Below are 26,196 nucleotides of genomic sequence, written 5' to 3'. Positions count from 1 at the left end.
GGGCACAGCCCTCGGGGTCAGACGGTCTGTTCCCGAGCCGCTTCGGCGGGCAGGGAGATCCGCCAGGCGACGAGCCCGGCGACGACCAGCCCGGCGATGGCCAGGAGGCTACTGACCAGGAACGGGTCGAAACCGCCCAAGGCGGGTGCGAACCCGATGCCGACGTAGACCGTGATTCCGGTCGAACCGCCCAGTTGGTCGGCGGCGCGTTGGACACCGGAGGCGATGCCGACGTCGGATTCGGTCACTCCGGTCACCGCGACGTACTGAAGGCCGACGATCCCGAATCCCATCCCGGCGGCGATCAGCACCATGGCCGGGATCATCACCGGTCCACTCGCCCCGAAGGATGCGGTCAGGGCGATGAACGCCATCGCCGCCACGGTGAAACCGATGCCGGTCAGGACACAGGCCCGGGCACCCCATCGTTCGAGGATCCGAGGGACCAGCACCGAGACCACGATCAGGGCCACCGCCAAGGGCAGCATCAGCAGTCCGGTCTGGAACGGGCCGATTCCCAGCCTGTTCTGTAGGTAGAAGGTGAACAGCAGGAACGAGGTGGACAGGGCCGCGCTCAACAGGACGGTGGCGGCGTTGGCCAGGATGCGCGGTCGGTTGCGGAAGAGCCGCAGCGGCACGAGCGGGTTCGGTGACCGGCGCTCGATCCTGATGAACAGGGCTCCGGCCGCCACCGCGCCGACCAGCGCCACCGGTGGCAGCCACGGCAGCGAGCCGTCGGCCTCACCCGCCTCGACGACGCCGAGGACGAACAGCAGCGGAGCCGCGACCAGCAGCAACGAACCCGGCAGATCCAAGGGCGTCGACTCGGTGGAGCGTTCGCTCGGTACGAGCAGGATCGCCGCGACGAGGACCATCAGGATGAACGGAACGGACAGCAGGAAGATCCAGCGCCAACCGAGCAGTTCGGTGATGACGCCGGAGAGTACGAACCCGAGGACGAGGCCGCAACTGGCGACGGCCGCCCACACGCTCAGCGCCCGGGACCTGCGCGGCCCCTCGGGGAACATGAGCACGATCACCGACATCGCCGCCGGCAGCGCGAGCGCTTCGCCCACGCCCTGCAACAGTCGCGCGATCACCAGCACGGCGAAGGACGGTGCGAGTCCGGCCAGCAAGGACGCGGCGCCGAAGACGCTCGTGCCCAGTACGAGGATCCGGCGCCGGCCGAGCACGTCGCCCAACCGACCGCCGAGCATCAGCAGCCCGCCGCCGGTGATCGTGTATCCGACCACGACCCAGGTCAGGGCGTGGCCGCCGACGCCGAAGTCGGCGCCGATCGAGGGAAGGGCGATGTTGACCACGGTCACGTCGACCGCGATGAAGAACTGCAACATGGCCATGCAGCACAGCACCAGCCACGCGCGTACCGGGGACGACTCGCCCCGGAAAGAAAGGATGCTTGAAGACACCGAGTGCTCCGTTGCTCGAAAAGAGGTTCCGGGCAGCACGAAAGCGCCGCTCCGGGTCGACGACCGAGCGGAGGAACGTTCTGTGTGGAAGTGGAGAAACGCCCCGCCGCTAGCGGAGCGTCCTCGTCACCGCGGCGCAGACGGCCGCGCACGAAGCACTGGACATGGCGCCGATGATAGGGGAATCCGGCGGACGGGCGGTACCTGTTTTTCCGCGGGGTCGTTTCTCCTGGTCTATGCTGGCCCATGTGGTTACCGGCCAGTAACATTTGGGCCACCGACCGTCCCGTCCCATGAAGGAAGGCAGCGCACCATGCCCACGCTCGAACGCCACGACGAGGTCTTCGTTCTCGATATCGGTGACGGGGAGAACCGTTTCCACCCGGACTGGCTCGCCTCGGTCGACGCCGCCCTGGACGAGGCCGAACAGGCCGAGGGCCCGCGCGCCCTGGTCACCGCCGCCACCGGCAAGTTCTACTCCAACGGCCTGGACCTGGAGTGGCTCATGGCCAACGGCGACCGCTACAACGAGTACGTCGCCGGTGTCCACCAACTGTTCGGGCGCCTGCTGGCCCTGCCGATGCCCACCGTGGCGGCCCTACAGGGGCACACCTTCGCCGCCGGCGCGATGTTCTCCCTGGCCCACGACCTGCGCGTGATGCGCGCCGACCGGGGATTCTGGTGCCTGCCCGAGGCCGACATCAACATCCCCTTCACCCCGGCGATGTCGGCGCTCATCCAGGCCCGCCTGGCCCCGCAGACCGCGCACGAGGCCATGGTGACCGCGCGTCGCTACGGCGGCGAGGACGCCGCCAAGGCCGCCATCGTGGACCGCGCCGTGGCCGAGGAAGAGGTGCGCCCCGCCGCCATCGAGCTGGCCCGTTCCCTGGCCGGCAAGGACGCCACCACCCTGGGCACCATCAAGGCCCGCATGTACGCGCCCGCGCTGGAGCTGCTGCGCCAGGAGAAGCCGGCCCTCTGACCGCCGTCGTCCAGCCGGCACGCCCGAGCCATCCCCCAGCCCTCTCCGCCGACCTGGATGTCGGCGGGGAGGGCTTTTTCCACCCTCATCCCTCCATGGACGGCGGCGCCATGAGGTGACCGCAAACGGGTCCTCAAAGTCTCCTTCGGAAGATCTCAAGTGTCTTGCGCCACAAACTGACCAAGCGGTAGGTTTTGTGCCGAGCGCATGACGATCCCGATGGCGTAAGGACGAACAGGGAAAACGGCCACTGGGGTCGTACTTCCCTGCCGATTCAGGCCCCACGCGCGAGGAGAACCGTGCCGGACACAGAGCACCCCCGACAACGCATGACCAAGGGCGAGCGCACGCGTCAACGCATCATCGACGCCGCCGGCGAACTCTTCTCCCGCTCCGGCTACCGCGCGGTCTCCCTTCGCGACATCGGCGCCCACGCCGGCCTCACCCACGCCGGGGTCCTGCACCACTTCTCGAACAAGGAAGCCCTACTCATACACGTCCTGAGCAGGCGCGACGAGATCGATGCCCCGCTCGTGCTGGACCCGGCCCTGAGCCATCGCGAACTCCTCGACAACCTCGTCGGGATCGTGGAGCGCAACACCGACACCCCCGGCCTGGTCTCCCTCTACGTCAATCTGTCGGCGGAGGCCACCGACCCCGCGCACCCCGCGCACGACTACTTCTTCGGTCGCTACCGCGTCCTGCGCGAACACCTCGTCTCGGCGTTCGCCACCCTCCTCGACGGTCGTCCGGGGCCCACCCCCGAGATCACCGCCACGCAGTTCATCGCCCTCCAGGACGGACTCCAAGTGCAGTGGCTCCTGGACCCCGGCGCCGTCGACATGCGCGCCGCGGTCGTCGCGTTCCTGCACACCCTCGGGATCACCACGTCGGCTCACCCCCCTTCACCTGACGAAAGGCACGCATGAGCACCGAAACGCCCCGCTCCGAACCCGACCTGGCCGCGAAAGCCTCCGCCACCTCCGGATCCGGTGTCTGGCACAGCACCCCGATCCCGGGCGTCCTGCGCCGCCTGCACCTGGCCGACGGTCCGCACGGCATCCGTCAACAGCCCGAGGAGGGCGACCACCTCGGCATCGGTGACAGTGTTCCGGCCACCTGCTTCCCACCGGCGGTCGCCCTCGGTTCCACCTGGAACGTCGACCTGGCGCGCCGGGTCGGCACGGCCCTGGGCACCGAAGCGAGCGCCATGGGCGTGGACGTGGTGCTCGGCCCCGGCATGAACATCAAGCGCTCGCCGTTGTGCGGGCGCAACTTCGAGTACGTGTCCGAAGACCCGCACGTCACCGCGCGAATCGCCGCCGCCCTGGTCGAGGGCATCCAGTCCGAGGGGGTGGGGGCGTGCGTGAAGCACTTCGCCGCCAACAACCAGGAGACCGACCGGATGCGGTCCAGCTCCGACGTGGACGAGCGCACCCTGCGCGAGATCTACCTGCCGGCGTTCGAGGAGGTCATCCGCACCACCGACCCGGCGATGGTGATGTGCTCCTACAACCGGCTCAACGGGGTGTACACCAGTCAGGACCCGTGGCTGCTCACCACGCTGCTGCGCGATGAGTGGGGGTACCAGGGCGCCGTGGTCTCCGACTGGGGCGCCGTGGTGGACCGGGTCGAGGCGGTGCGCGCCGGCCTGGACCTGGAGATGCCGCCCACCGGTACCGACGACCGGATCGTCGACGCGGTGAACAGGGGCGAGCTGGACGCGTCGGTGCTGGACACCGTGGTGGAACGGCTGGGCCGCGTGCAGGAGCGGGTGGCCACCGACACCTCCCGCTCCCCCGAGCACGAGAAGCACCAGGCGTTGGCCCGTGGGGCGGCGGCCGAGGCGCTGGTGCTACTGAAGAACGAAGGCGGGGCGTTGCCTTTGACCCCGGGACGTTCGGTCGCGGTGGTGGGCGAGTTCGCCCGCAGCCCGCGTTACCAGGGCGGGGGTTCCTCGCACATGGTTCCGACCCGGTTGACCAGCGCTTTGGCGGCGTTCAGCGAGGTGGCGGAGGAGTTCCCGGTACGGTTCGCCCCCGGGTTCACCCTGGACGGGACGGCGTCCCCGGAACTGGCCGACGAGGCGGTGGCGTTGGCGGAGGGGTCCGACACCACCGTGCTGTTCCTCGGGCTGCCGGACGCCCTGGAGTCGGAGGGTTTCGACCGCACCGACATCGACCTGCCCGCCGATCAGGTCGAGCTGTTGGCCCGGGTGCGTCGCGTGAGCGAACGGGTCGTGGTGGTGCTGTCCAACGGCGGTGTGGTGTCGGTGGCCGACTGGCGAGGCGACGCCGACGCCGTGGTGGAGGGATGGCTGCTGGGCCAGGAGGGTGGCGCGGCCACGGTGGACGTGCTGACCGGGGCGGTCTCCCCGTCCGGGCGGCTGACCGAGACCATCCCGCTGCGGCTGAGCGACCACGCCTCCTACCTCAACTTCCCCGGTGAGCACGGACACGTGCGCTACGGGGAGGGGGTGTTCGTGGGGTATCGGTACTTCGACACCTTGGAACGGCCGGTGGCCTACCCGTTCGGGTTCGGTCTCACCTACACCACGTTCGCCTACTCCGACCTGGAGGTCTCCGGGGACGACGGGGAGGCGTGGACGGTGGCGTTCACCGTCACCAACACCGGTGCGCGGGCCGGACAGGAGGTCGCCCAGCTGTACACGGGGTCGGCGCAGGGGTACCCGACCCGGCCGGTGCGGGAGCTGCGCGGGTTCGCGAAGGTGGCGTTGGAGCCCGGAGAGAGCGCGCGGGTGGAGTTGGCGGTGAGCGGGCGCGACCTGTCCACGTGGGACGCCGAACACCACCGCTGGTCGCTGGCGGAGGGGAGCTACACGGTTTCGGTGGGGGCGTCCTCCCGCGACATCCGGTCGAGTGCGGAGATCGTGAGCGGCGGGGACCGGTTCGTTCCGCCCCTGACCAGGCGTTCCACCATCGAGGACTGGCGTGCGAACGCGATCGGCGGGCCGGTGCTGGCGGAGGTTCAGGCCGGGGTGGAGGAGTTGGACTCGGTCCCGGAGGAGTTGCTGCGCATGGCCGACTCGATGCCGATCGTGGCGCTGTCCACGTTCGGATTGGGTGTGACGGAGGAGATGGTGGACCTACTGGTCGCGGACGTGGAAGCGCGGAGGCAGGCGGCGATCGAGCGAGGGGAGATCACCGGCTGAGCCTCGGGAGCGGGGTGGGGCGGGTAGGGCGGGGAATGCGAAACCGCCGCCGAGGCGAGACCGCTCGGGTCGGCTAGCGTGAGCAGGTCACCCACCTCATCGTTCGGAAAGCCGTAGGCGAGCAGATCGTGTCCACGTCAGAGAAGTTCCAGAGTGTGTTCGTGGCGCTCGCCGCCGTCCTCGGCCTGGGCACGGGCCTGCTGTGGCCGATCGGCGAGGTCACCGGGCACCTCGTGCTGCCGGCGTTGATGCTCATGTTGGTGGCGGTGTTCGTCCAGGTGGACGCCGCCCAGGTCCGCGAGGTACGCGGGGCGCGCACGGTGGTGATCGCCAGTCTCGTACTCAACTTCGTGTTCACCCCGCTGTTCGCGTGGGCGCTCGGGACGGGCCTGCTGGGCGACTCCCCCGACCTGCGGATCGGGCTCCTCCTGCTGCTCGTCACGCCCTGCACGGATTGGTACCTGGTGTTCACCGGCCTGGCCCGGGGCCACATGGGGGTCGCGTCCGCCGTACTACCGGTGAACCTGGTGCTCCAGCTACTGCTGTTGCCCGTCTACATCCTGCTGTTGGGCGGCGAGGCGGCGATGGTCGACTCCGCGACCCTGGTGGAAGCGGTGCTGCTGGTCCTGGTCGTACCTTTGGTACTGGCGGTGGTGGCCCGGTGGTCGGCCCTGCGTTGGAAGGGCGACCGGTGGCGGGACGAGCGTCTGGTCCCGATGGCCTCGACGTCGGTCCTGCCGCTGCTGTACGTGGCGGTGTTCGCCATGTTCGCCGGGCAGGCCCGCACGGTCGTGGCGCACCTGGGCGACCTGGCGATCCTGGTGCTCCCGTTGGCGCTGTTCTTCCTGGTCATACCGCTGGTGGCGGTCGGAGTGAGCCGCTTGCTCCGGCTCCCCGCCGATCAGAGGGTCACGCTCACCATGACGACCGTGGCGCGCAACTCTCCGGTGGCCCTGGCCATCGCGGTGGCGGCGTTCCCCGACCGCCCGCTGATCGCGGTGGCGTTGGTGGTGGGCCCCTTGTTGGAGCTGCCGGTGCTGGCGGTGCTCAGCCAGATCGTGCGCGTCCGCGACCGGAACACCACCGCCCACCGGTGACCGGTTCAGCCCCGGACCGGTCGAAGATCACCTGAGCAGTCGTTCGACCAGGCCCTCGGTGTAGGCCGGATCGATGCGTTCCTCTCCGAACACGACACGGAAGTAGACCGGGGCCAGGACGTGGTCGATCACCTCCATGACCTCGGGCGGACGTTCACCTCGTTGCCGGCTCCGATCGAGCATGGCCTGTAGTTGGCCGTAACGCTCGTCCAAGAACTCGTCACGCAGTCGCGCGCCGTCCGGCCCCGACGCGGCCAGGGCGATGGCCAGGCGCAGGACGGCCGGCCCGGCGGATCCGGTGATGTCGCGGGCGACGTTGGCCGCGTAGGCGCGCAGGTCGCCCTCCAGGCTCCCGGTGTCGGGGATCGGTGACTGCGCGGTACGCGCGACGTCCGCGAGCAGGGCGTCGAGGCCGCCCCAACGGCGATAGATGCTGCTGTCGGCCACCCCCGCGCGGGCGGCGACGTCGCCGACGCTGAAGTTGCCGTATCCGAACTCGTCCACCAGCTCGGTGACCGCGTGGTGCACCGCCTCGCGGACGCGGGCGCTGCGGCCACCGGGCCGACGGGCCGGTTGTCGCTCCTCTTCCATGCCGCCACCCTAACGCAGTCATCCATTGCGTTTGTGCGCGCGGTGGTGCTAGCGTCCCCCTAAACGCAGCTGTTGACTGCATTAGGAGTGAGCATGGAGCCCCTGTTCTTCCCCGACGACACCCAGTTCTGGTTCGAGACGCTACGGACCCTGGGACATATCACCTACGGCGGAGCGGACTTCGGTGAGGTGGCGGTGACCGCGCGGCGCATCACCGCCGGCGACTACGACAGCTGGCACGACGCATGGCTGCGCACCGCGGACCGGGTCGCCGCCGAGGGACGGAACTCCCTGGCCGGCGGACACGGCGTCAGCGCTCGGGACGCCTTCCTGCGCGCCTCGAACTATTACCGCAACGCCGAATTCTTTCTGCACGGCGACCCCGCCGACCCGCGCATCCCGCACGCCTACGACGCCTCGGTCGACTGCTTCCGTCAGGCCGCGGCGCTGCACACCCCTTCCATCGAGCCGATCGAGATCCCCTACCCGGGCGCCGGGCTCCCCGGTTACCTGTACCGGGCGGACGACTCCGGCACGGCGCGGCCGACCGTGGTGATGTTCAACGGCTTCGACGGCAGCGTGGAGGAGATGCACTTCTTCGGTGCCGCCGCCGCTGTCGAACGCGGCTACACCGTGCTGACCTTCGACGGACCCGGCCAGCCCGGCACCCGTCACCACCACGGCCTCACCTTCCGCCCCGACTGGGAGAACGTGGTCGGCCCCGTTCTGGACCACGCCCTGTCCCTTCCCGAGGTCGATCCCGACCGGATCGCGCTCCTGGGCAACAGCATGGGTGGTCTGCTCGCCCCGCGCGCCGCCGCCTTCGACCGGCGGATCGCCGCCCTCATCGCCTTGGACGGGGTCTACGACCTGAGCGTCGTCGCGACCTCGCTCTGGCCCGGGGACGCCGCCGAGGCCGAACGCCGACTGCGCGCCGACCACGATCCCGAACTCGACGCCGCACTGGAGGCCGCGATGGCGGCCGACCCGACGGCGCGCTGGGCCGTTCAACAGGGGATGTACGCCCTGGGAACTTCCACACCGCGCTCGTTCGCCGCCGCCTACCTGGACTACCACCTGCGCGACGGCGTCGCCGAGAAGATCGCCTGCCCCACCCTGGTGTGCGCCGGCAGTGAGGACGACTTCTTCCAAGGACAGCCCGAGCTCCTGTACGAGCACCTGACCTGCCCGAAGACCCTGCTGCGGTTCACCGCCGAGCAGGGCGCCGGAGCCCACTGTCAGGCGGGTGCCCAGCGCCTGGCCTACGCCCGTGTCTTCGACTGGCTGGACGAGGTCCTCGACCCGCGGCGGCTCCGTGTCGACACCCTCCACCCGGTCTAGGAGAGGATTCCGATGTCCATCGAAGTGCACACGCCCGCACGGCCGTGCCGGCCGTACGCGAAACGTTGGGCCGCCCTCGCCGTCGTCCTCGGCGCGGAGGCGATGGACCTTCTCGACGCGTCGATCATGGCCGTGTCGGCGCCGACCATCCGCGACGACCTCGGCCTCGGGATGTCGTCGGTCCAGTGGCTCGTGGCCGGGTATTCGCTCGCGATGGCCGTCGGACTGATCACCGGCGGTCGACTCGGCGACATCTTCGGCCGCAAGCGGATGTTCCTGGTCGGTGTGCTCGGCTTCGTCCTCGCCTCCCTGCTGTGCGCGTCGGCGCCCTCGGAGGAGGTGCTGATCGCGAGTCGGGTCCTGCAGGGCCTGGCCGGTGCCGTGATGCTCCCGCAGGGCTTCGGCCTGATCAAGGAGATGTTCCCGCCGAAGGAGCTGGTCAAGGCCCTGGCGATGTTCGGGCCCGTCATGGGGGTGTCCGCGGTATGCGGACCGATCCTCGCGGGCCTGCTGATCGACCTCGACCTGTTCGGGTCGGGCTGGCGGGCGAGCTTCCTCGTCACCCTCCCGGTGGGCGTGCTCACCCTGGTGGCGGCGGTGCGCCTGCTGCCGTCCGGCGCGGCGGCGCGCGAAACAGGACGCGCAACGACACGCCCCCGCCTGGACCTGCCCGGGACGCTGCTCGCCGGCACGGGCAGCCTGCTCGTCGTGTTCCCGTTCGTCCAGGGTGGGGAGAGGGGGTGGCCGGATTGGACGTTCGTCATGCTCGGCGCCGGACTCGCCGTCTTCGGTGTCTTCGCGCTGCGGATTCGACGGGCCACGTCCCCCCTTGTGGCACCGAGCCTGTTCCGCAAACGCGCCTACACCGGCGGTCTGCTCATCGCCGTCATGTTCTCCGGGCTCGTCGCCGCGTTCGCGCTGATCCTCAACCTGTTGACCCAGACCGAACTCGGCTACTCCCCGACGGAGGCCGGATTGGCCATAGCGCCGGTGTCGGTCGGCATCGTGATCGGGTCGATCTGCGGGTTTCGATTCGCGCGTCGGATCGGACGCCGAACGCTCCACCTCGGGCTGTTCGTGACCGGCGTCGGCCTGGTCACCTTGTTCGCCCTGCTCCCGGAACCGGCGGAGAGCGCCTGGCGTTTCGTGCCCGGCGTGCTCATCGTCGGACTCGGCATGGGGCTGATGATCGCACCGCTGTTCGATTTCATCCTCGCCGGCGTGGACGACCACGAGGTGGGTTCGGCCTCCGGGGTCCTCAACGCCGTACAGCAGCTGGGGTCCGCCGTCGGGGTCGCGGTGCTCGGCACACTGTTCATCACCGGATCGTTCGGCACGGCCACCGTCGCCATGGGCGTGGCGCTGGCGCTCACCTTCGGTCTCGTGTTCCTGCTTCCCCCACGCACACGGCGGGAAGCCCACTGACGATGGCCGTCTCCGAAGCCGAACCCCGACCGAAAAGCCGCTCACGAGGCCGGTTCTGCGTGTGGCGGGGGCGAAACGGGTAACGGGAAGGTGGGTCACGACCCTCCATCCACCCCCCGGGAGCCCTCGTGAAGCTGTACGCCGACACCCCCGTCCGCGCCTGTCTGCAACTCGTCTCCGATCTGGCCGCCCTGACCTGGGTGTTCGTGTGGGTCTCCGCCGCACTGTCACTACGCGACCTGCTCCTGTCGCTGAAACGCCCCGGCGAGCTGATGACGGGCACCGGCCAGGGGTTCTCCGAACACATGAGCACCGCCGCCGAGAACGTCGGGCAGGTGCCGCTGGCCGGGGACGCCCTGGCCACGCCGTTCACCAACCTCAGCGAGACCGGCGAGTCCCTGACCGCGGCCGGGGACTCCTTCCAGGAGTCGGTGGCCTCGCTGGCGTTCACCCTGCCGATGATGGTCGCCGTCCTCCCGCTGTTCCTCCTGGCGGCGACCTGGCTGCCGGCTCGCGCACGTTGGATCCACCGCGCCACCACGACCAAGCGGCTGAGTGGAATGTCCGCCGAGGCACGCGCCCGGCTGTTGGCGCTGCGCGCACTGTCCTCGGCCTCTCCCGCCAAGCTCATGGCGGTGCACGAGGACCCGGCCCGCGCCTGGCAGGCCGACGAGTCGGCGACGGTGGACCGGCTGGCCGAGCTGGAGCTGAGCCGTCTGGGCCTGCGTCCGAGCAAGACCACCCGCACCTAGTTCTACCGGCCGCCATGTCGACGTCGCTGTCAGCTATCTGTCGAGAATCTTCTGCAACGCCACGATCAGCCCCTCTCGTTCTTGCGGGGTGAGCGTCTCGACCAGCCGATCCTGGGCGACCGTGAGCCGGTCTTGGATCTGTAGGAGCCGCTCGCGACCCCGCGTGGTCGACCGAACGAGGTTCCGGCGCGGGTCGGCAGGGTCCGCGCGGCGCTTCAAGCAGCCCTCCTCTTCGAGTTCCAGTACGCGTTCGGCGACGTCCTTGCGGTCGGCGTGGACGCGACGATCCTGGCCTTGGCCGTTCCCGGGATGAGTGCCGACCTGAGCATGTCCTCAGGGGCGATCGCGTGGGTGATGGCGGGGTACGTCCTCACCGCGGGATCTCTGATGATCGCGGGAGGTCGAATCGCGCAGGCGGTCGGGTATCCGCGGGTGATGACGATCGGGCTGATCCTGTTCGGCCTCGCGTCAGCGGTCGGCGGCGCGGCTCATGTCGGTTGGCTGCTCATCGCCGCGCGTGTGGGTCAAGGCCTCGGTGCCGCGATGATGACGCCGGCGGCGATGGCGCGACTGTCGGCTTCCTTCCCCCAGGAAGGGCGCGCCAAGGCATATGGCGTCTTCGGGATGATCATGGGCAGTGGAACCGCGCTCGGGCTACTGCTCGGCGGGGTCCTGACGCAGCTGGCGGGCTGGCGTGCCTGCATGTACGTCAACATCGCCTTTGTCGCAGTCGCCCTGGTCCTCTCGGTCTTCGCGGGTGACCGCGTCGACCGCGCACCGGGGCACGGTCGGGGATGGTGGCGCGGCCTCATCCTCGCGGTGGGAGCCGCGTTGCTCATTCAGGCGCTCACGGCCATGGAACATCCCGCGAGAGCGGCTGCTTTCGGAGGTGCCGGGGTCCTCGTGATCGGAGCGTTCGTCGTACTCGACCGGCGCACGGGCAGACCTCTCGTTCCCGCCGTACTGTTCCGCGATCCGACCCGGCGCGTGGCGTACGGGGCCCTGTTCATGTGGGGTATCGCGACGATCACCACGTTCGTGACGGCGAGCAGCGTGCTCCAGCACGAGCACGGCTTCGCCCCGCTGGTGGTCGGTGCGCTGTTCCTCGTCTACCCGGCGATGATTCAGCTCGGCCTGTTCGTCGCACGTCGGTTCGACGGCGGACCGGTGACGAGGTCGATCGGTATCGGGCTCGCGCTGATCTGCGCGGGCCAAGCCGTCTATGCCTTCGACCCTGAAGGCCTCGCCGCCACGCTCGGCGCGCTCGCGCTCATGGGCGTGGGCACCTCACAGGTGATGCCGAACGCCAACAGTGCCATGAACCGGCACGCCGGCCCCCATGCGGGGGTCGCCGGCGCCGTCGGCACGACGCTCCAACAACTCGGCGGCAGCGTCGGACTGGCCGTCCCGGTCGCCCTCGCCGCGGTCACGACGCCCACGGCCGGTGTCGCCGCCGGGATCACGGCTCTGGCACTGTCGGTCGGAGCGGTCCTCGCGTTCCTCGCACACCCGGGTGCGGTGACCACGGAGGGCACCGCCGCCGATCTCAGTCCACGCGGATGAGGCCTCGCCGCAGCGCCGTGGTGATGGCGGCGGTCCGGTTGTCCACGTCCAACTTCTCGAACACGTGCACCAGGTGGGTCTTGACCGTCGCCTCGCTGATGAACAACCGCTTGGAGATCGCCCGGTTCGACAACCCCTGGGCCAACAGTCCGAGGATCTCCAGCTCGCGACCGCTCAACGTCGGAACCGGTGAACGCAACCGATCCATCAGGCGGTTGGCGACGTGGGGGGCGAGCGCGGTCTGTCCGCGCGCGGCGGTGTGCACGGCCTCGCACAGCTGGTCGGGCGGGGCGTCCTTGAGCATGTAGCCGGTGGCGCCCGCCTCCACCGCGGCGAGGATGTCCGCGTCGGTGTCGTAGGTGGTCAGCACCAGTACGGGCGGCGGGCCGGTCAGGGCCGTGATGGCGCGGATCGCGGTGACCCCGTCCATGCCGGCGCCCATGCGCAGGTCCATGAGCACGACGTCCACGCTCGTCCCGGTGTGGAGGACGTCGAGGGCGCTCTGCCCGTCGGCGGCCTCGGCGACCACGTCCATGTCCGAACGTTCGGCGAACATCGCCTTGAGCCCATGGCGTACGACCGGGTGGTCGTCCACCAGCAGGATGCGCAGGCGCCGCGCGCCCTCGTCGGTGGTCACCGGCCCTCCTCTGTCGGAGTCGTCTCACGGGCCAAGGGCAGTCGGACGGCGATGGCGGTGCCCTCGCCGGGCGCGGACTCCACGTGCAGCCCACCCCCCAGTGCGGCCACGCGTTCGCGCAGCGCGGCGATCCCGTACCCGCTGCCGTCGGCCCGGGTGTGGATCTCCTCGGGCACGAAACCCGCCCCGTCGTCGTACACGTCCAGGGTGACCTCTCCTCCCAGATAGCCGAGGGTAACCACGGCGGTCGTGGCTCGGGCGTGCGCGGAGACGTTGGCGAGGCTGGCCTGGGCCGCGCGCAGCAACGCCACCTCGTACCCGGAGGGTAGTTCGGTCGGGACGCCGTCCGTGCGCAGAGTGCAGTCGATGCCGTCGGTACGGGCGACCTTGGCGCACAGTCGGTGCAGGGCCTCGGGGAGGTCGGCGCCGGTGAGGGAGGGCGGTGCCAGGTCGCGTACGAACCCGCGCGCCTCGGCGAGGTTGGTGGACGCGCTCTCGCGGGCCTCGGCGATGCGGGTGGTGGCCAGGTCGGGGTCGCCCGGCAGGGCGTTCTCCGCGGAGCGCAGTAGCAGGACGATGCTGGACAGGCCTTGGGCGAGGGTGTCGTGGATCTCCCGGGCCAGGCGTTCGCGTTCGTCCAACACCCCGGTGCGTCGTTGGGACTCGGCGAGTTCGTCGCGGGTCCGGGTGAGCGTCTCGATGAGTTCCCTGCGCCGTTCGCTCTCACGGTGCAGGGCCGTGTACCCGATGGCGATCGCGACCGCGAACACCGCCCCGAGCACCGGCCCCAGCACCATCCCCGCCGTGAGATCGCCGGTGTGCAGGGCCTGTCCGAGGACCACGGTCGCGGTGATGACCACGACGGCCATCACCGAGTGCACCCCGCGCAGCAGGTTCAGGTGCAGGAAGTACAGGGGGAACGCCAACCACACGAAGTCGGAGTCGGCCCAGGCCAGGAGAGCCCACAACACGGTGACGGCGGCCAGCCACACCAGCGAGCGGGTGCGGTGGACGTCGTGCCGGGCGGCCATCGCGCCGGAGCAGTAGACCGCGCCCAGCAGGATCGCGCCGCACACCACCGTCCACTGGGTCCACTGCCCTGGCGAACCGAACAGGTAGCGGGCGGTGGCCACCCCCAACAGGAACAGGAAGCAGGCGTGCAGGAGCAGACGCAGCACCCGCAGCACCGTCGTCACCTCGGGCGGTTCGGCCGCCCACCCTCCGCTGTAACGCATCACCGCAGCGTACGACGCGCGCGCGTGGATCGGTATCAACCGTTCGATGGAGTTCTCGCTCCACCTCGCCGCCCCCGAGGACGCTCCGTTCACCCGATGCCGATGATCTTGCGCGCGACGAGGCTGGAAGCACATCGAAATCTCCCGGAAAGGAGGGCCGCCGTGTTCGTCGCCCTTCGTGACATCCGCTTCGCCAAGGGGCGGTTCGCGCTGATGGGCTCCGTCGTCGCGCTGATCACCCTGTTGATCGTCCTGTTGTCGGGGCTGACCGCCGGGCTGGCCGACCAGTCCACGTCCGCGATCAAGAACCTGCCCGCCACCCACGTCTCCTTCGGCACATCCGGCGACGGCGACCCGGAGGAGTCCTACGCCGACAGCACCGTCACCCGGGCCCAGCTCGACACCTGGGCCGACACCGAGGGGGTGGAATGGGCGGAGCCGCTGGGGATCACCCAGAGCCGGGTCGAGTTCGACGACGGCAACGGCACCGCCGCCGCGCTGTTCGGTGTGCCCGCCGACGGCCGCTTGGCGCCCGAGGGCCTGGCCGGCTCCGGCGGTCTGGTCGTCAGCGAGGAGATCGCCGAGGACTTCGGGGTCGCCGAGGGCGACACCGTCACCGTGGGCGGGTCCGAGCTGACGGTGGCCGCGACCGCGCCCACCGAGTCCTACAGCCACACCCCCGCGGTGTGGACCGACATCGACACCTGGCGGGAGATCGACCCGCGGGTACGGCACGCCGAGGGCGATGACGCCCCGGTGGCCAACGTGGTGGCCACCGACGTGTCCCAGGCCGGGGCGGTCGACCAAGCCGACTCGGAGGCCGGCACCGTCACCGCCGGCCTGTCGGACAGTCTTCGCGCGATCGGTTCGTTCTCCTCGGAGAACAGTTCGCTGGTCACCATGCAGGCGTTCCTGTACGCGATCTCCGCGATGGTGATCGGAGCGTTCCTGACCGTGTGGACGATCCAGCGCAGCGGGGACATCGCGATCCTCAAGGCGCTCGGCGGGTCCACCCGGTACCTGCTGCGCGACGCCCTGGCCCAGGCGTTGATCGTGCTGGCCGTGGGCACCGCCGCCGGTGGCGCCGTGGGCGTGGGCCTGGGGGCCCTGGCCGGTTCGGTGCTGCCGTTCTCCCTGACCGTGACCACCACGGTCGGGCCGGTGATCGCCATGGTCGTGCTGGGCATGCTCGGTGCGGTCCTGGCCGTTCGCCGCATCACCTCCGTCGACCCGTTGACCGCCTTGGGAGGCGTCCGATGAGCCTGGAACTGAACAACGTGACCCTGACCTACCCCGACGGCGACGGGGTGGTGACCGCCCTGGATCGGGTGTCGGTCGACGTGGCCCCCGGTGAGCTGACCGCCGTGGTCGGCCCGTCGGGTTCGGGTAAGTCGAGCCTGTTGGCGGTGGCCGCCACCCTGATCCGCCCGGACTCGGGCCGCGTGGTCGTGGGCGGTGTGGAAACGCTGGGGCTACGCCCCCGTGAGCTGACCGAACTACGGCTGAACAGTGTCGGCATCGTCTTCCAGCAGCCGAACCTGATTTCGTCACTGACCGTGGTGGAGCAACTGATGGTCACCGAGCACATGCGGGCGCGATCGCTGCGCCGCGCGCGGGAGTCGGCGATGGAGACCCTCGCCGCGGTGGGTCTGGCCGGTAAGGAGCATCGCCGGCCGCACCAGCTGTCCGGTGGTGAGCGTCAGCGGGTGAACATCGCCCGGGCCTTGTCGGGGCGGCCGAGCACGCTGTTGGTGGACGAGCCCACGGCGGCGCTGGACCACGAGCGGGGCGCGGCGATCATCGACCTGGTGTCGGAGGCGACCCGGACGTTCGAGGTGGCGACCCTGCTGGTCACGCACGACACCGAGTACCTGGGCGCGGCCGGGCGGGTACTGGAGATGCGCGACGGGCGGCTGTCGGTGCTGGAACGGACCTGAGCGGCCCTCGATGGGCCGTGGGGCCGGTGGTGACCGTCCGTGGCCGCTTCCGGACATCGGAGTGCACCTCACCGCACGGCCCGTCTCCCTAGGCTTGGGTCCCAGCCGACAATCCTGGAGCGGTCACATGAAGATGTCAGCTCGGCCGGAATTCGACGTCGTCGCCCTCAACACCACCGACTCCGTCCTCGTCCTGCTGGAGATCGAAGCGCCCGAACGCGTCCCTGGACAGGAGCGCCCCGCCGCCACCCTGCAGGTGGTGGTGGACCGGAGCGGGTCGATGACCAAGGACCGCCGCATCGAGGGAGTGGTCGAGGCCCTGCACGGACTCGTGGACCGGTTGGACCCCACCGACCACTTCGGGCTGGTGTCCTTCAACACCCAGGCCAAGGTGGAGGTGCCGGCGGGGCCGCTCACCGACAAGGAGTCCCTGCGTCACCGGTTGTCACAGGTGCGGGCGCACGGTGGTACGGACCTGTCCAGTGGGCTGTTCCGGGGGATCCAGGAGGCGCGTCGCGCGAGCGAGGACCGGGGCGCCACCCTGCTGCTGATCTCCGACGGGCACGCCAACCAGGGCACCACCGACCACGACCTGCTGCGGGAGGTGGCGCACGACGCCTACGAACACGGGGTCACCGTCACCACCCTGGGCTACGGGCTCGGGTACGACGAGGAGTTGTTGGGTGCCGTCTCCGAGGGCGGTGCGGGCAGCGCGTTGTTCGCGGAGGACCCCGACACGGCCGGCGGGCTGATCGCGGACGAGACGGAGTACCTGCTGGCCAAGACCGCGCAGGCGGCGTCGTTGACGATCCGGGGCGGCGAGTTCGCGGAACGGGTGTCGGTGGTGGGCGAGTCCTCCGCGAGCCGGTTGGACGACGGCGCGCTCGTGGTGGAGCTGGGCGACTTCTTCTCCGGGGAGAGCCGCCGGCTGCTGCTGCGGCTGTCCACGGCGGTGCTCGCGGAGGCGGGGAAGCGGGACGACGGCGAGAACGTGGTGTTGGCGAAGGTGGAGCTCACGCACGTCGACCCGGCGACCCTGGCGTCCTACATCGACACCCTGGAGGTGAAGGTGCGGACGGCCTGGCGGGTGGACCGGCGCGAGGCGGACGAACGGGTGCGCGCCGAGGAGCTCTTCCAGGAGGCGCAGACCGCCAAGCGTCGTGCTTCGGACGCGATGCGCCGGGGCTCACGGGAAGAGGCCGCGCGGCACCTTCGGGACAGCGTCGGGCGGATCAGGGAGGCCCAGGTGGCGCGGCCCTTCACCGGGATCGGCGATGAGATGGCGAGCCAGGCCCGGGCGTTGGAGGTGATGGCGCGGCAGGCGGAGGGCGACGACGCGCAGCGGGCGGCGAAGACGTTCTACGCCAGCAGCACCGGGGGCACGCGTGGTCGTGGACCGCAGGGGCGGGACGGCGGCCGGTTGGGGACGGGACCGTCGGACAAGGCCGAGGGCGAGGCCGACGAAGGGGCCCGGGGTCAGCGGCGGCTGTTCGGCGGGCGCGACCGGTCCGGGGAGTCGTTCCCGGACGCCCCCTCGGGCGAGGAAGGCTGACCGAGGGGCCGGGCATTGTGCCAGGCCGAGGCCTCCACCGTGGCGGGTTCGTGCGGTTGACCGGTGGTGGCCAAAGCCCTCGGGGTCCGGACGGGGACCGGTAGAACAGTCCCTTGTCGGCTCCGGCCCATAAGGAGGCACAGTGCCCGACCGGCTTGCCAACGTCGTCATACTCGTGCTCTTGATCCTGCTGCTGGCCTGGTTCAACGACAATTTCCTCTGTCCGTGAGCCTTCTCAGGGGACCTGGTAGGTGGAGTCGCGGACGTCGGTGATGGCCATGTGGCCCGGGGCGTGGCCGATGGCGAACTCCGGGGCCGAGGCCATCACCGCGGCCTGCGGGGTGACCCCACAGGCCCAGAAGACGGGGATCTCGCCCTCTCGGACCTCCACCGGGTCGCCGTAGTCCGGCCTGGACAGGTCGGCGATGCCCAGGGCCGACGGGTCGCCCACGTGTACGGGGGCGCCGTGCACCGCCGGGTAGCGGGAGGTGATCCGGACCGCGTCGGCGACCCGGTCGGCGGGGACGGGGCGCATCGACACCACGAGCGGGCCGGAGAACCGACCGGCGGGACGGCAGGCCCGGTTCGTCTCGTACATGGCGACGTTGGTGCCCGCCTCGATGTGCCGGACCGGCACTCCGGCCTCCAACAGTGGGGTCTCGAACGTGAAGCTGCACCCGATGAGGAACGACACCAGGTCCTCGCGCCACAGGTCGGTGACGTCGGCGCGTTCCTCGACGTACTTCCCGTCGCGGTACACGCGGTAGGCGGGCAGGTCGGTGCGCAGGTCGCCGTCGAACACCGACGCGGACACCTCGCCGGGTTCGGTGACGTCCAGGACCGGACAGGACTTCGGGTTGCGCTGGGCGAACAGCAGGAAGTCGAAGGCGAGGTCGCGCGGCAGGCACAGCAGGTTGGCCTGGGCGAACCCGTGGCTGTAGCCGGAGGTGGGCACGCGCCGTCCGCCGCGGAACAGCTCCCGGGCTTCGGCGGGCGACAGTAGGTTCTCGGAACTCATGGGTTCTACCTCCACGGGACGAAGCGGACGCGGGTGCCGGGGCGGGCCTGGGCGGCGATGGGCAGGTCCGCCGAACACACCACGGCGATGACCGGGTAGCCGCCGGTGACGGGGTGGTCGGCGAGGAACAGGACGGGCTCACCGTCGGGCGGCACCTGCAAGGCGCCGGGCACCATGCCCTCGCTGGGGAGTTCGCCCTCGTGCGAACGTTCCAGGACGGGGCCGGCCAGGCGGGCGCCGACCCGGTCGCTGCGCGGGGTCACCTCGTAGGCGTCGTCGAGCAATGTGCGATGGGCCCGTTCGGTGAACCAGTCCTCACGGGGACCGAGGCGCACCCGCAGCCGCACCTCTTCGGCGCCGATCGGGGCGGTGGGCACGTGGTCCAGGAGCGGTGGGTCCTCGGGGACCGGGCCGACGGGCAGCAGGTCGCCCGGTTCGAGGACGTCGGGGCCGAGTCCGGCGAGCACGTCGGTGCTGCGCGAACCCAGCACGGGCGCCACGTCGATGCCTCCGCGCACGGCGAGGTAGGTGCGCAGCCCCCGGGCCGGGGTACCGAGGGAGAGTTCGGCTCCGTCGGGCAGGTGCAGGACCTCGTTGACGGCGGCACCCCGACCGTCGACCTTCACGGGTGTCTCGGCTCCGGTCACGGTGACGGTGACCGGGCCACGGGCGCGCACGCGCAGACCCCCGAGGGTGACCTCCAGGGTCGCCGCCTCCGGTGGGTTGGCGAGGACGCGGTTGGCCAGAGCGTGGGAGCGCGCGTCGGCGGCACCCGACCGGCCCACCCCGAGTGCGGCGTGGCCGAACCGTCCGGTGTCCTGCACGGTGGTCATGGGCCCGGTGGCCACGATCTCCAGGGAGCTCACGCGGCCTCCTCGAAGCGCACGCGCACCCCGGGCCGCAGCAGCCCCGGCGGGTCGCGTTCCAGGTCCCAGGTGACGGCGTCGGTGCGGCCCAAGAGCTGCCAACCACCGGGCGAGCTGCGCGGGTACAGGCCGGTGAACTCGCCGGCCAACGCCACCGATCCCTTGGGGACCCGGGTGCGCGCCTCGCCGCGTCGTGGCACCCGGAACCGGGGGTCGTCACCGACCATGTAGCCGAAGCCGGGCGCGAACCCGCAGAAGGCGACGGTCCAGGTGGCGGCGGTGTGCGCTCGGACGACCTCGCGCGGGGACAGCCCGATGAGTTCGGCGATGTCGGCGAGGTCCTCACCGTCGTAGTGCACCGGGATGGTGACGGTCTCCCCCGTCCCCTGACCGATGTCCACGGCCAGGGGGATCTCGGTGACGGCGGCGGCGACCCTGCCGGGATCGGTGCCGGGCGACAACCGCAGCAGGACCGTGCGTGCGGCGGGGACGACGTCGGTGACGCCGGGAAGCGGGGACGCCTCCAGGGCGGTGCCCAGGGCGATGACCTGGGCGAGGTCTGCGACCTCGACCAGGACCCCGGTGTCCGCGCAGTTCAGGACGCGCAAGGACTGCTCCAAATCTGACCGGTCGGGGCGGGTGTAGGGCCCCGGATGGTGGTGGTTCGGGTCAGGCGGCGGTGAAGGGGGCCACGGTGATCCCCTCCGCGCGCAACCGTTCGGCGACGGCACGGGCGATCTCCACGGCGCCGGGGCTGTCGCCGTGCACGCACAGGGAGTCGGCCTCGACCAGGATCTCGGTGCCGTCGATCGCGGTGATGGGTTCGCTCCGGGCGATGCGCAGGCAGCGGGCGGCGATGGCGTCGGGGTCGTGCAGCACGGAGCCGGCCTCGCGGCGCGAGACGAGGGTGCCCTCGGGGGTGTAGGCGCGGTCGGCGAAGGCCTCCCGGTAGGTGGGCAGGCCCGCCCGCTCCGCCTTCTCCAGGAAGCGGGAGCCGGGCAGGCCCAGCACGGGCAGCTCGGGGTCGAAGGCGCGGACGGCCTCGACCACGGCGGCGGCCTGTTCCTCGTGGTGGACGATCGCGTTGTAGAGGGCCCCGTGCGGTTTGACGTACCGAAGGCTCTGGCCGCTCAGGCGGGCGAAGACCGAGAGGGCGCCGAGCTGGTAGAGCACCTCGTCGGTGAGTTCGGTGGGGGGAACGTCCATGAAGCGGCGGCCGAACCCGGCGAGGTCGCGGTAGGCGACGTGGCCGCCGATGGCCACTCCGCGGGCCGCGGCCTCGGCGGTGGTGCGGCGCAGGGTGGAGGGGTCACCGGCGTGGAAGCCACAGGCCACGTTGGCGCTGGTGACGATGGACAGCAGGGCCTTGTCGTCGCCGAGTTCCCAGCGGCCGAAGCTCTCACCGAGGTCGGAGTTGAGGTCGATGTGCAAAACGGTGCTCCTTCGGTTCCTGTTGCTCGATTCGGGAGGTCCTACTGCCAGAGCGCGCCGATGGCGCCCAGGGAATTCACGGCCATGTAGACGGTGAGGGCCCAGGCGAGCACGCCGATGACCAGCAGCCAACGCGGGTACCGGTAGCCGTCGAGCAGGGTCGCCGAGTGGCGCCAGGCCACCCACAGCAGCAGCCCGAGACCGACCGGCAGGATGACGCCGTTGAGGGCGCCGGCGAGGACCAGGAGCGTGTTCGGGGCCTGACCGGAGACCAGGAAGACGACCAGGGAGACGCCGATGAAGGCGGTGACCAGCTTGCCCTTGTGCCGCTCCAACCACGGCGAGAACGTCGTGACGAAGGAGATCGAGGTGTAGGAGGCGCCGATGACGGAACTGACCGCGGCCGCCCACATGATCATGCCGAACAGCCGCATGCCCACTTCGCCCGCCGCCTGGTAGAAGGCCTCCGCGGAGGGGTTCGCGGACTGCATGATGTCGACCCCGCCGGCGACGACCCCCAGGATCGCGAGGAACAGGACGACGCGCATGACACCGGTGACGATGATGCCGGTGACGGAGGTCTGGGTGATGGCGGCGATGTTCTCGCGGCCGCCGTTGCCCCGTTCGATGAGGCGGTGCGCGCCCGCGTAGGTGATGTAACCGCCGACGGTGCCGCCGATGATGGTGATGGTGGCGAGGAAGAGGTCGCCGCTGGCGGCCTCGGGCATGACGGACTGTCGCAGGGCCTCGCCGACCGGCGGGTCGGAGACGATGGCCACGTACAGGGTGAGGGCGATCATCAGCACGCCGAGGACCACCAGCACACGGTCCAGGGCCAGGCCCAGTTTCTTGCTGGCCAGGATGACGACGCCGATCAAGGCGGAGACGACCGCGCCGATGCGCGGGTCGAGTCCGATCATGGCGTCGAGGCCGAGCCCGGTACCGGCGATGTTCCCGACGTTGAAGATCAGGCCGCCGAAGACGATGAGGACGGCGAGCACGTAGCCGGCGCCCGGGAGGACCTTGTTGGCCAGGTCCTGGGCGCGCATGTTCGAGACGCCGATGACCCGCCAGACGTTCAGCTGAACGGCGATGTCCACCAGGATCGACACCAGGATGGCGAAGGCGAACGCCGCGCCGAGTTGTGCGGTGAAGGTGGTCGTCTGGGTGATGAAACCGGGACCGATGGCGCTGGTGGCCATCAGGAACATGGCGCCGAGCAGGCTGCTGCTCAGCACCACGCGACCGAAGCGGGGACGCACCGGAGCGGGTGGTGGCGTCGGGGGCTGGTCGCTCATGGGGAACTCTCCGTGGGTGACTGAAGGAGCTGGGATGTGGCCAACCTCATCGTTGGATTGTTGAACAATACTGCAATCGACGGGTGCCGATAAAGGGCAGTCCGGTAAAAACTCCTCGACTCCGCTGCGTAACATTGGTGGCACCACCGCGCCCCGCCGGGCGCGGGCGAGCAGCGGGGAGCTACGTGTGACGGCGACCGACGACCACATCGACCGGCTGCCGGCACCCGCGATGGTGCACGCCACCAGCCAGGCCGAACGTGTCGCCGACATGCTCCGCGCCTTCGTCATCGACGGTGAACTGGCACCCGGCGTGCGCCTGTCCGAGGAGAAGCTCAGCCGCAAGTACGAGGTCTCCCGGAACACGTTGCGCGAGGCGTTCCGGTTGCTGAGCCGGGAGCGTCTGCTGGTGCACCGCATGCACCGGGGCGTATTCGTGGCCCACCCCGATGGCGAGGACGTCCGGGACCTGTTCAAGGCCCGGCGAGCCTTGGAGCTACCCGCCGTGCGCGGCGCCGCGCGGGCACCGGAACCCCTCGTCAGGGCGGTCGGGGCGGCCGTCGAAGCGGGTGAGGCGGCGCGCGCCGAGGCGGACTGGTGGCGCATGGGCAGCGCCAACATGCACTTCCACGAGGCGTTGGGCGCACTGGCCCAGAGCGCCCGGATCAACGAGTTCATGCGCCAGGTCCTGGCCGAGACGCGGCTGGTCTTCCACGTGATGGCCGCGCCCCGGGAGTTCCACGATCCCTACCTGCCGTGGAACCGGCGGATCCACTTGGCGTTGGCGGCCGGGGACACCGAGACCGCCGCAGAGGAACTGTCGGAGTACCTGGCCACCTCGGAGGAGCAGCTGACCACGGCCTTCACCGAGATGGAGCGGACCGCGAAGAACTGAGCCGGTCGACTCCCCGCTTCGGCGGGGTCCCAGGTGCCAGAATGGGCCCCTTATGGAACTGAACGGACGTCCCGTCAGCACGGGAGAACTCTCCGGCCTCGCCCTCCAGGGCTACGGACACTTCACGACCATGCTGGTCACGGATCTGCGCGTGCGCGGCCTACCGCTGCACATCGAACGGTTGAACCGTGACTGCGCGGCCCTCTTCGGGACCGATCTCGACATCGCGCGTGTACGGGAGCTCGCCCGGCGCGCGGCCCGCGCCCGCCCCTCCCCCTCGATCGTGCGGGTCACCGTCTACGATCCGTCCCTGGACCTGGCCCACCCGGCCGGCCGTTCCCTTCCCCAGATCCTCGTCTCCACCCGGCCCGCGCCGACCTCCGAACCCGAACCGGTGCGCCTGGGCATCCGTCCGTACAGCAGGGACAGCCCGACGGTGAAGAGCACCGCGCTGTTCGGGTCGATCCGGCAGCGTCGCGCCGCGCAGCTGGACGGGTTCGACGACGCGCTCTTCGTCGGAGTGGACGGTCGGCTCTCGGAGGGCCCGACCTGGAACATCGGGTTCCTGGACGGATCGGGGCTGGTGTGGCCGCAGGCCCCCTGCCTGCCGGGGGTGACCATGGAGCTGGTGGGTCGAGCGGCTCAGACGCTCGGCATCCCGGTCTCCACCCGCCCGCTCGCGGCGGTCGCGGCCACCCGGATGGCGGGAGCGTTCATCACCAACGCCGCCACGGGGGTGCGCCCCGTGGCGGCGGTGGACGGTGTGCATCTGCCCCGTCCCGAGACCTTGGGCAGGCTCGCCCGGGCCTATCGGGAACTGGCGGGCGACCCGCTTTAGTGGTTCTCTCTCGACCGGCCGGCGCGGCCGGGCCACCACAGGCGCGGGCCCACGTCCAGGGACAGCGCCGGGATGAGCAGGGTACGCACGATCAGGGCGTCGACCAGCACACCGAAGGCGACCAGGAAGGCCAACTGGAGCAGGAACAGCAGGGGGATCACCGCGAGGGCCGCGAAGGTCGCCGCCAGCACCACGCCGGCGGAGGTGATCACACCACCGGTGACGGTGAGCGCCCGCAGGATGCCCTCCCGGTGCCCATGGACGAGGGTCTCCTCCCGGGCCCGGGACATCAGGAAGATGCTGTAGTCGATACCGAGCGCGACCAGGAACACGAACGCGAACAGCGGCACCACCGGGTCGGCCCCGGGCAGCTTCAGGACGTGGTCGAACACCAGGGTGCCCACGCCGAGCGCGGTGGCGAACGAGAGCACGTTGACCGCCATGAGCAGCAGTGGGGCCACCAGGGAGCGCAGCAGCGGGATCAGCACCAGGAACACGACCAGCAGCACCAGCGGCACCACGACCGTGAAGTCGCGCTGGGCGGTCTCGCGGGTGTCGAGGTCGGTGGCGCTGACTCCACCGACCAGGGCATCGGCGCCCCGCACCTCGCGCACGTTCTCTCGCAGGTCACGGATGGTGTCGACGGCCGCGGTGGTCTCGGGGGCGGCTTCCAGGGTGGCCTCGACCAGGACGCGCCCGTCCTCCTGAAGGACCGGACCCTCGGCGCCGGGGGGACCCGGCTCGGTCATGGCCGTGGCGGTCTCCACCCCGGGGGTGTCCTCGGCGGCGGCGATGATCTCGTCGAGGTGGTCGGCGTCGGCGACCACCATGGCGGGGGCGGCGCTGGAGTCGGTGCCGAAGCCGCGTTCGAGGGTTTCCTGCCCGTCGACGGCCTCGACCTCGGTGCGGAAGACCTCGTCCTGGCCGGTGCCCTCGGCGCTGAACTGGGGCGCGAACACGGCGGCGGCGATCAGCAGGGCGGTGGTGCCCAGCCACAGGGCACGGGGGCGGGCGGCGACGACGCGGGTGATCCGCCCCCAGAAGGGGTGCTGCTCGATGACTCGGTCCGTGGTCTGACCCTCCTCGTGCTGGGAGTGGTGCGGGGCGGTGGGCCAGAAGGCGGCGCGGCCGCACAGTGCCAGGGCGGCGGGCAGGAAGGTCATCGCGGAGAGCATCGCGGCGACGATGCCGATGGCGACCACGGGGCCGAGGCTGCTGGTGGAGTTGAGGTCGGCCGCCAAAAGGCAGAGGAGGCCGAGGATGACGGTGCCGCCGGAGGCCAGGACGGGCCCGGTCACGCCGCGGACCGCGGCCATGACCGCCTCGGGCACGTGCTCACGGGCGGCGAGTTCCTCGCGGTAGCGGGCCACGAGCAAGAGCGCGTAGTCGGTACAGGCGCCCACCACGAGGATGAAGAGGATGCCCTGGCTCTGACCGTTCAGACTGACCAGGCCGATGTCGGCGGCGAGATAGACCAGGGCTCCGGACAGGCCGAGGGCCAGCAGGGAGGCGACGACGACCAGGATCGGCAGCAGCGGTGATCGGTAGACCGCGATGAGGATGACCAGGACGGCGGCGACGGCGACCAGCAGCAGGGTGGAGTCGATGCCGCCGAAGGCCGCGACGAGGTCGGCGGCGTAACCGGCCGGACCGGTGACCTGGGCTTCGAGCCCGTCGACGGCCTCGTCCGCGAGCAGGGCCCGTAGTGCGTCCACGGAGTCGCCGGTGTCGTAGGTGTTGTCGATGGGCACGATGAGCTGGGCGACGGAGGGGTCCTCCGTGCCGGGGATGGGGCCCACGACCTGTTCGGCGGCCCAGGGTTCCTCGCCGATGCGTTCGGCGAGCACGCCCACCTCACCGAGTCGGGGTTCGGTGAGGTCGTCGTCACCGGAGAGGACGACGATGGCGGGGACGGTGTCGGCGCGGTCGAAGTCCTCGGCGATGCGGTCGACCTCGGTGGACTCGGAGCCGTCCGGGAGGAAGGCGGAGGGGTCGTTGGTCTGGACCTCGCCGAGTTTGCCGAGGAACGCCCCCAGAGGGCCCGCGCCGAGAATCCACACCAGGGCGACCAGGAGCGCCGCCCCCACCCACCAGCGTGACCGCCGGGTCGGGCGTTCCAGTCGTGTGCTCACCGTC

Annotated in this window: 24 protein-coding genes; 13 read left to right on the top strand and 11 right to left on the bottom strand. The window is 70.5% G+C overall.

Going from position 1 to position 26,196, the window contains the following annotated elements; all coding sequences use genetic code 11:
- Positions 1 to 17 precede the first annotated feature (17 nt).
- Positions 18 to 1,430, bottom strand: a complete 1,413-nt coding sequence (locus BQ8420_RS15695) for an MFS transporter (RefSeq protein ID WP_235006244.1) — start codon at positions 1,428 to 1,430, stop codon at positions 18 to 20.
- Between the two features lie 313 nt (positions 1,431 to 1,743).
- Here BQ8420_RS15695 and BQ8420_RS15690 point away from each other — a divergent pair, with 313 nt between their 5' ends.
- The 4 genes from BQ8420_RS15690 to BQ8420_RS15675 all read left to right on the top strand — a co-directional run bounded on the left by BQ8420_RS15690 (position 1,744) and on the right by BQ8420_RS15675 (position 6,681).
- Positions 1,744 to 2,412: an enoyl-CoA hydratase-related protein gene (locus BQ8420_RS15690; RefSeq protein ID WP_087099808.1), complete on the top strand. Its 669-nt coding sequence runs from the start codon at positions 1,744 to 1,746 to the stop codon at positions 2,410 to 2,412.
- Between the two features lie 299 nt (positions 2,413 to 2,711).
- Positions 2,712 to 3,341, top strand: coding sequence for a TetR/AcrR family transcriptional regulator (locus BQ8420_RS15685; protein ID WP_235006242.1), 630 nt, complete (start codon positions 2,712 to 2,714; stop codon positions 3,339 to 3,341).
- Positions 3,338 to 5,584, top strand: a complete 2,247-nt coding sequence (locus BQ8420_RS15680; protein ID WP_087099804.1) for a glycoside hydrolase family 3 C-terminal domain-containing protein — start codon at positions 3,338 to 3,340, stop codon at positions 5,582 to 5,584. The genes BQ8420_RS15685 and BQ8420_RS15680 overlap by 4 nt, the downstream gene beginning before the upstream one ends.
- A gap of 128 nt (positions 5,585 to 5,712) precedes the next feature.
- Positions 5,713 to 6,681, top strand: coding sequence for an arsenic resistance protein (locus BQ8420_RS15675; RefSeq protein WP_087099801.1), 969 nt, complete (start codon positions 5,713 to 5,715; stop codon positions 6,679 to 6,681).
- Between the two features lie 27 nt (positions 6,682 to 6,708).
- Here the strand turns inward: BQ8420_RS15675 and BQ8420_RS15670 are convergent, their stop codons facing one another.
- A complete protein-coding gene (locus BQ8420_RS15670) occupies positions 6,709 to 7,272 on the bottom strand; it encodes a TetR/AcrR family transcriptional regulator (protein ID WP_087099799.1) in 564 nt (187 codons plus the stop codon).
- Between the two features lie 93 nt (positions 7,273 to 7,365).
- On the opposite strand from BQ8420_RS15670, the gene BQ8420_RS15665 reads away from it, so the two are divergent.
- The 3 genes from BQ8420_RS15665 (at position 7,366) to BQ8420_RS15655 (ending at position 10,790) form a co-directional block, all read left to right on the top strand.
- Positions 7,366 to 8,613, top strand: coding sequence for an alpha/beta fold hydrolase (locus BQ8420_RS15665; RefSeq protein ID WP_087099797.1), 1,248 nt, complete (start codon positions 7,366 to 7,368; stop codon positions 8,611 to 8,613).
- A gap of 12 nt (positions 8,614 to 8,625) precedes the next feature.
- Complete coding sequence (locus BQ8420_RS15660) at positions 8,626 to 10,038, top strand: MFS transporter (RefSeq protein WP_087099794.1); 1,413 nt, start codon at positions 8,626 to 8,628, stop codon at positions 10,036 to 10,038.
- Between the two features lie 128 nt (positions 10,039 to 10,166).
- Complete coding sequence (locus BQ8420_RS15655) at positions 10,167 to 10,790, top strand: hypothetical protein (protein ID WP_087099792.1); 624 nt, start codon at positions 10,167 to 10,169, stop codon at positions 10,788 to 10,790.
- 33 nt (positions 10,791 to 10,823) lie between these two features.
- On the opposite strand, the gene BQ8420_RS15650 is transcribed toward BQ8420_RS15655, so the two are convergent.
- On the bottom strand, positions 10,824 to 11,009 hold the full coding sequence (locus tag BQ8420_RS15650; RefSeq protein WP_087099790.1) for a hypothetical protein: 186 nt from the start codon (positions 11,007 to 11,009) through the stop codon (positions 10,824 to 10,826).
- A gap of 54 nt (positions 11,010 to 11,063) precedes the next feature.
- Here BQ8420_RS15650 and BQ8420_RS15645 point away from each other — a divergent pair, with 54 nt between their 5' ends.
- On the top strand, positions 11,064 to 12,353 hold the full coding sequence (locus BQ8420_RS15645) for an MFS transporter (protein WP_087099788.1): 1,290 nt from the start codon (positions 11,064 to 11,066) through the stop codon (positions 12,351 to 12,353).
- Here BQ8420_RS15645 and BQ8420_RS15640 read toward each other — a convergent pair.
- Together BQ8420_RS15640 and BQ8420_RS15635 are read right to left on the bottom strand one after the other, a co-directional pair.
- Entirely contained in the window at positions 12,337 to 12,990 is a 654-nt protein-coding gene (locus BQ8420_RS15640; RefSeq protein WP_255404878.1) for a response regulator transcription factor, read from the bottom strand. The two genes, BQ8420_RS15645 and BQ8420_RS15640, sit on opposite strands and share 17 nt — an antisense overlap.
- The gene (locus tag BQ8420_RS15635) at positions 12,987 to 14,225 is read right to left on the bottom strand and encodes a sensor histidine kinase (RefSeq protein WP_087099786.1); all 1,239 of its coding nucleotides are present in this window, start codon (positions 14,223 to 14,225) and stop codon (positions 12,987 to 12,989) included. The genes BQ8420_RS15640 and BQ8420_RS15635 overlap by 4 nt, the downstream gene beginning before the upstream one ends.
- Positions 14,226 to 14,387: 162 nt before the next feature.
- Between BQ8420_RS15635 and BQ8420_RS15630 the strand changes: the two genes are divergently transcribed.
- The 3 genes from BQ8420_RS15630 (at position 14,388) to BQ8420_RS15620 (ending at position 17,714) form a co-directional block, all read left to right on the top strand.
- Positions 14,388 to 15,485: an ABC transporter permease gene (locus BQ8420_RS15630; RefSeq protein WP_087099784.1), complete on the top strand. Its 1,098-nt coding sequence runs from the start codon at positions 14,388 to 14,390 to the stop codon at positions 15,483 to 15,485.
- Positions 15,482 to 16,162: an ABC transporter ATP-binding protein gene (locus BQ8420_RS15625; protein ID WP_087099782.1), complete on the top strand. Its 681-nt coding sequence runs from the start codon at positions 15,482 to 15,484 to the stop codon at positions 16,160 to 16,162. Before BQ8420_RS15630 ends, BQ8420_RS15625 begins: the two co-directional genes overlap by 4 nt.
- A gap of 127 nt (positions 16,163 to 16,289) precedes the next feature.
- Positions 16,290 to 17,714, top strand: coding sequence for a VWA domain-containing protein (locus tag BQ8420_RS15620; protein WP_087099780.1), 1,425 nt, complete (start codon positions 16,290 to 16,292; stop codon positions 17,712 to 17,714).
- Positions 17,715 to 17,949: 235 nt separating this feature from the next.
- Here BQ8420_RS15620 and BQ8420_RS15615 read toward each other — a convergent pair whose 3' ends face one another.
- The 5 genes from BQ8420_RS15615 to BQ8420_RS15595 form a co-directional block, all read right to left on the bottom strand.
- A complete protein-coding gene (locus tag BQ8420_RS15615; protein ID WP_087099778.1) occupies positions 17,950 to 18,732 on the bottom strand; it encodes a putative hydro-lyase in 783 nt (260 codons plus the stop codon).
- A gap of 5 nt (positions 18,733 to 18,737) precedes the next feature.
- Positions 18,738 to 19,598 (bottom strand): biotin-dependent carboxyltransferase family protein, encoded by an 861-nt coding sequence (locus tag BQ8420_RS15610; protein WP_087099776.1) that lies wholly within the window; start codon positions 19,596 to 19,598, stop codon positions 18,738 to 18,740.
- Entirely contained in the window at positions 19,595 to 20,206 is a 612-nt protein-coding gene (locus tag BQ8420_RS15605) for an allophanate hydrolase subunit 1 (RefSeq protein ID WP_087099774.1), read from the bottom strand. The genes BQ8420_RS15610 and BQ8420_RS15605 overlap by 4 nt, the downstream gene beginning before the upstream one ends.
- 61 nt (positions 20,207 to 20,267) lie before the next feature.
- Complete coding sequence (locus tag BQ8420_RS15600; RefSeq protein ID WP_087099772.1) at positions 20,268 to 21,029, bottom strand: LamB/YcsF family protein; 762 nt, start codon at positions 21,027 to 21,029, stop codon at positions 20,268 to 20,270.
- Positions 21,030 to 21,070: 41 nt separating this feature from the next.
- Positions 21,071 to 22,327 carry an NRAMP family divalent metal transporter gene (locus BQ8420_RS15595; protein WP_087099770.1) on the bottom strand — a complete coding sequence of 419 codons (1,257 nt, stop codon included), beginning with the start codon at positions 22,325 to 22,327 and terminating at the stop codon, positions 21,071 to 21,073.
- A gap of 187 nt (positions 22,328 to 22,514) precedes the next feature.
- On the opposite strand from BQ8420_RS15595, the gene BQ8420_RS15590 reads away from it, so the two are divergent.
- Both BQ8420_RS15590 and BQ8420_RS15585 read left to right on the top strand, forming a co-directional pair.
- Positions 22,515 to 23,222, top strand: a complete 708-nt coding sequence (locus BQ8420_RS15590) for a GntR family transcriptional regulator (RefSeq protein WP_087099768.1) — start codon at positions 22,515 to 22,517, stop codon at positions 23,220 to 23,222.
- A 52-nt stretch (positions 23,223 to 23,274) separates the two neighbouring features.
- Positions 23,275 to 24,060 carry an aminotransferase class IV family protein gene (locus BQ8420_RS15585; RefSeq protein WP_087099766.1) on the top strand — a complete coding sequence of 262 codons (786 nt, stop codon included), beginning with the start codon at positions 23,275 to 23,277 and terminating at the stop codon, positions 24,058 to 24,060.
- Here the strand turns inward: BQ8420_RS15585 and BQ8420_RS15580 are convergent.
- On the bottom strand, positions 24,057 to 26,192 hold the full coding sequence (locus BQ8420_RS15580) for an MMPL family transporter (RefSeq protein WP_087099934.1): 2,136 nt from the start codon (positions 26,190 to 26,192) through the stop codon (positions 24,057 to 24,059). The two genes, BQ8420_RS15585 and BQ8420_RS15580, sit on opposite strands and share 4 nt — an antisense overlap.
- Positions 26,193 to 26,196: the final 4 nt, after the last annotated feature.

This window comes from Nocardiopsis sp. JB363 (assembly GCF_900143625.1).
Taxonomy (GTDB): Bacteria; Actinomycetota; Actinomycetes; order Streptosporangiales; family Streptosporangiaceae; genus Nocardiopsis.
The sequence above is the reverse complement of the archived record's forward strand: the minus strand, read 5'-3'. Positions and strand labels throughout refer to the sequence as shown.